Origin of the sequence: Roseisolibacter sp. H3M3-2 (assembly GCF_029211165.1) — a bacterium.
Taxonomy (GTDB): domain Bacteria; phylum Gemmatimonadota; class Gemmatimonadetes; order Gemmatimonadales; family Gemmatimonadaceae; genus Roseisolibacter.
In genome coordinates, this window is the sequence record NZ_JARGEK010000430.1 from 1 (window position 1) to 3,697 (window position 3,697).

Genomic DNA, 3,697 nt, shown 5'->3' on the forward strand with positions numbered 1-3,697 from the left:
CCCCGAACGGGAGCGCCGGCGCACCGACGCGCGCGCGCCCGGCCGCCATCCCGCCGGTCACGAACAGCGCCGCCGCGGCCACGCGCCGCAGCAGCGGGGCGACGCTCGGGCGCCGCACCGGCAGCGCGAACACCCGCGCCGGCGCGTCGTCGGCGGCGTCCGACACGGCGACGCCCGCCGAGGGGGCGAGGAGCCCCTCGGCGCGCAGGGCGCCGGCGAGCGCGGGCCAGCTGGTCAGCGGCGGGGCGTCCGCCGGGTCGAGGTCGACGGCCGCCGCCCCCTCGCGCTGCGCCAGGGCCAGCAGCGACACGTACGCGTCGCGCTCGCGGCGGCAGGCGAGGCAGGTCGCCAGGTGGGCGCCCTCCTCGGCGGTCGGGCCTTCGTCGGCGAGCGCCGCGAGGCGCTCAGGATCGAGGTGCAGCATGCGCAGGACGGAACGGGACACGCGCGGACAGCGAGGTCGGCGAACGGTGCGAGCCGGAGATCGTCAGGGCGCGCTCGGCGCCCCCCTGCCCCGACGCGGCGTTCCCCGACGGGGGGCCGGCCACGCCGTCCACCAGGTGCGAGAGCAGGCGGCGCAGCTTCGCGCGCGCCTTGAAGAGCTGGGACTTGGAGCCGCCCGCGGTGATGCCGAGCGACTCGGCGATCTCCTCGTGCGTGTAGCCCTCCACGTCGTGGAGGAGGAAGACCTGCCGGGCGCCGGGGGCGAGCTGCCGCGTGGCCTCCGCGATCGAGGCGGCCAGCAGCGCGCGCTCCCCCTCCGGCTCCACCGCCGAGGCGGCGACCGCGGCCCGCACGGCCCCCGCCCCCGCCACCGTGCGCCCCTCGTCGGCGTCGAGCGCCTCGTCGAGCGAGGCCTCGTGCTTCCCGACCCGCCGCACGCGGCGCAGGGCGTTCAGGGTGCGGTTGACCGCGATGCGGTGGGCCCAGGTGCCGAACTGCGAGTCGCCGCGCCAGGTCGGGAGCGCGCGGAAGATCTGGATCCAGACCTCCTGCGCCACGTCCGCGGCCTGATCGGGGTCGCCGACCAGCCGCCGCACGACGGCGTCCACGTGCGCGGCGTGCCGGCTCCACAGGAGCCGCATCGCCCGCTCGTCGCCGTCCACGGCGCGCCGGACCAGCTGAGCGTCGGTTTCCATACTCGTCGGGTCAGTCACCCGCTCACCTACGGAGGGTTGCCGCCCAGTGTTGCCGCCCGCCGCCGCCCCCCTGCGGTAGCTTCCGGGGATGCGGATCCTCGTCGTGGAGGACGACGCCGAGCTGCGGGCCTCGGTGGCGGCCTACCTCCGGCGCTCCGGGTTCGCCGTCGACGAGGCGGCGCACGGGGCGGCGGGGCGCTTCCTGGCGGCCGTGAACGACTACGACGCCATCGTCCTCGACCTGCGGCTCCCCGACGTCGACGGGCTGGCGCTCTGCCGCGAGCTGCGGGGGCGGGGGGTCCGGGCGCGCATCCTCATGGCCACGGCCCGCGACGCGGTGGCCGACCGGGTCGCGGGGCTCGACGGCGGCGCCGACGACTACCTGGTGAAGCCGTACGCCCTCGCCGAGCTGGTGGCGCGGCTCCGGGCCCTCCTCCGCCGCCCCGCCGACGCCCTCCCGGTCACCCTGCGGGTCGAGGACCTGGCGCTCGACACGGGGACCCGGCGCGCCTCCCGCGCCGGCCGCGCGATCGCCCTCACCACCAAGGAGTTCGCGGTCCTCGAGGTCCTCATGCGCCACCCCGGCCACGTCGTCACCCGGGAGCAGATCGGCACCCACGCCTGGGACGACAACTTCGACCCCCTCAGCAACGTCATCGACGTCTACGTCGGGCGGCTGCGCCGGAAGATCGACGCCGAGGGGGAGGCGCCCCTCCTGGCCACGGTGCGCGGCGCCGGGTGGCGGCTCGGATGACCCGGACGGCGCAGCGCGCCTCGATCCGCGTCCGGCTCACCGCCTGGTACGCCGCCATGCTCCTGCTGGGGCTGCTGGCCGCCGGGCTGGCGCTCCGCACCGTCCTGCGCGCCGAGCTGCACCGCACCTTCAACGAATCGGTCGACGGGACGGTCGCCGCGGTGCGCGGCTTCTATGGATTGGAGGAGGGGGTCTACGGCGGCACCGACGCGACCACCCGCCACATGGCTCGCGAGCTGGTCATCTCCGAGCGGGCGATCGACTTCGTGCGCCCCGACGGCTCCATCCTCCCGGTCGTCCCCGGCTACCGCCCGGTCGAGCTGCGCGACGGCGCCCCCCACACCCGCGACGTCGTCGTCCCCCTCTCGCCGAAGTCGCCCGGGTGGCGGCTGCGCGTCCGGGCCAGCCTCGTCCCCCTCGACCGCTCGCTGGCCCGCATGGACGCGGCGCTGCTGGTGGCCGCCCCGGTGGCGGTGCTGCTCGCCGCCGGCTTCGGGTGGTGGCTCACCGGGCGGACGCTGCGCCCCCTGCGCGACATGACGCAGGCCACCGACGCGATCATCGGCTCGGGCGCGCTCGGCCGGCTCCCGATCGCCGACGCCCGCGACGAGCTGGGGCAGCTCGGCGCACGGGTGAACGCCCTCCTCGAGCGGCTGGACGCCGCGCTCCGCCAGCAGCGCCGCTTCCTCGGCGACGCCGCGCACGAGCTGCGCACCCCGGTGGCCCGCATGCGCAGCCGCGTCGACCTGGCGCTGCTCGACGCCGCGGCCGGGGCGGCGGCACCCCCCGAGCGCCGGGCGCTGGAGGAGATCGGCGCCGACCTGTCGCGCGCCTCGCGCCTGGTCGACGAGCTGATGCAGCTCGCCCGCGCCGACGCCGACCCGACGCCGCCGGTGCTCGCGCCGAGCTTCCTCGACGACGCCGTCGCCGACGCGACGGGCTCCTTCCAGGCCCGCGCCCGCACGGCCGGGGTCGCCCTCGGCAGCTCGACCCTCGACGAGGCGCCGGCGGCGCTCGACGTCACCCTCGTCCAGCGGCTGGTCGGCATCCTGGTCGACAACGCCATCCGCTACACGCCCGCCGGCGGCCACGTCGACGTGCGCGTCCGCACCGACGCCGGCCGCGCGGTCCTCGAGGTCGAGGACGACGGGATCGGCATTCCCCCCGCGGAGCGCGACCGCGTCTGGGAGCGCTTCCACCGCGGCGAGCAGGCGCGCCGCCTCGCCCCCGACGGCAGCGGGCTCGGCCTGCCGATCGCCCGCTGGATCGCGGAACGCCACGGGGCGGCGCTCACGCTGGCCGACGGCGCGGGCGGCCGGGGAACGCTGGCGCGGGTGAGGTTTCCGGCGAGCGTCGAGCGGTGAGCGTCGAGCGTCGAGCGGGTCCGTCGTCGGGCAGCCGGCATCGTGGGGAGGGACCCGTCCAGGCAACGCCACCCGAGCGCCGGGCGCCGGGCGCCGAGCGCAATGCGTCCCCTCGGCGCCCGGCGCCCGGCGCTCGGGCCGTCCCGCGACGACGCGTCCCACGCGTGAAGGAAACGTCGCTCGCGCGGTGCGCGCTCGACGCTCGCCGCTCGCCGCTCCCTCCCGTTCACCGTCGATTCACGGTCGCGTCCTACGTTCCCCCGGATGCACCGCCTCTTCCTCCCCCGACGGGCCGCGCTCGCGCTCGACGTCCTGCTCGTCGTGCGCCTCGCGCGCATCGGCGGGGCGCAGGCGCCGGCGGGCGGGACGCTCAGCGACGAGCTGCGGCGCGCCCGGAGCGCGAGCCCGCAGGCGCGCGTCGCGGCGGCGCGGCGCGACGA

At 77.7% G+C, this 3,697-nt stretch carries 3 protein-coding genes and 1 pseudogene; 2 read left to right on the forward strand and 2 right to left on the reverse strand.

Annotation, left to right across the window (positions count from 1 at the left end; genetic code table 11):
• Together PYV61_RS22425 and PYV61_RS22430 are read right to left on the reverse strand one after the other, a co-directional pair.
• Positions 1-445 (reverse strand): annotated as a pseudogene (locus tag PYV61_RS22425) (hypothetical protein); the annotation flags it as partial.
• Positions 405-1,139, reverse strand: coding sequence for a sigma-70 family RNA polymerase sigma factor (locus tag PYV61_RS22430; protein WP_275835870.1), 735 nt, complete (start codon positions 1,137-1,139; stop codon positions 405-407). The gene PYV61_RS22430 and the pseudogene PYV61_RS22425, both read right to left, overlap by 41 nt.
• 88 nt (positions 1,140-1,227) lie before the next feature.
• On the opposite strand from PYV61_RS22430, the gene PYV61_RS22435 reads away from it, so the two are divergent.
• Both PYV61_RS22435 and PYV61_RS22440 read left to right on the forward strand, forming a co-directional pair.
• On the forward strand, positions 1,228-1,893 hold the full coding sequence (locus PYV61_RS22435; protein WP_275835872.1) for a response regulator transcription factor: 666 nt from the start codon (positions 1,228-1,230) through the stop codon (positions 1,891-1,893).
• Positions 1,890-3,257 (forward strand): HAMP domain-containing sensor histidine kinase, encoded by a 1,368-nt coding sequence (locus PYV61_RS22440; RefSeq protein ID WP_275835874.1) that lies wholly within the window; start codon positions 1,890-1,892, stop codon positions 3,255-3,257. Before PYV61_RS22435 ends, PYV61_RS22440 begins: the two co-directional genes overlap by 4 nt.
• Positions 3,258-3,697: the final 440 nt, after the last annotated feature.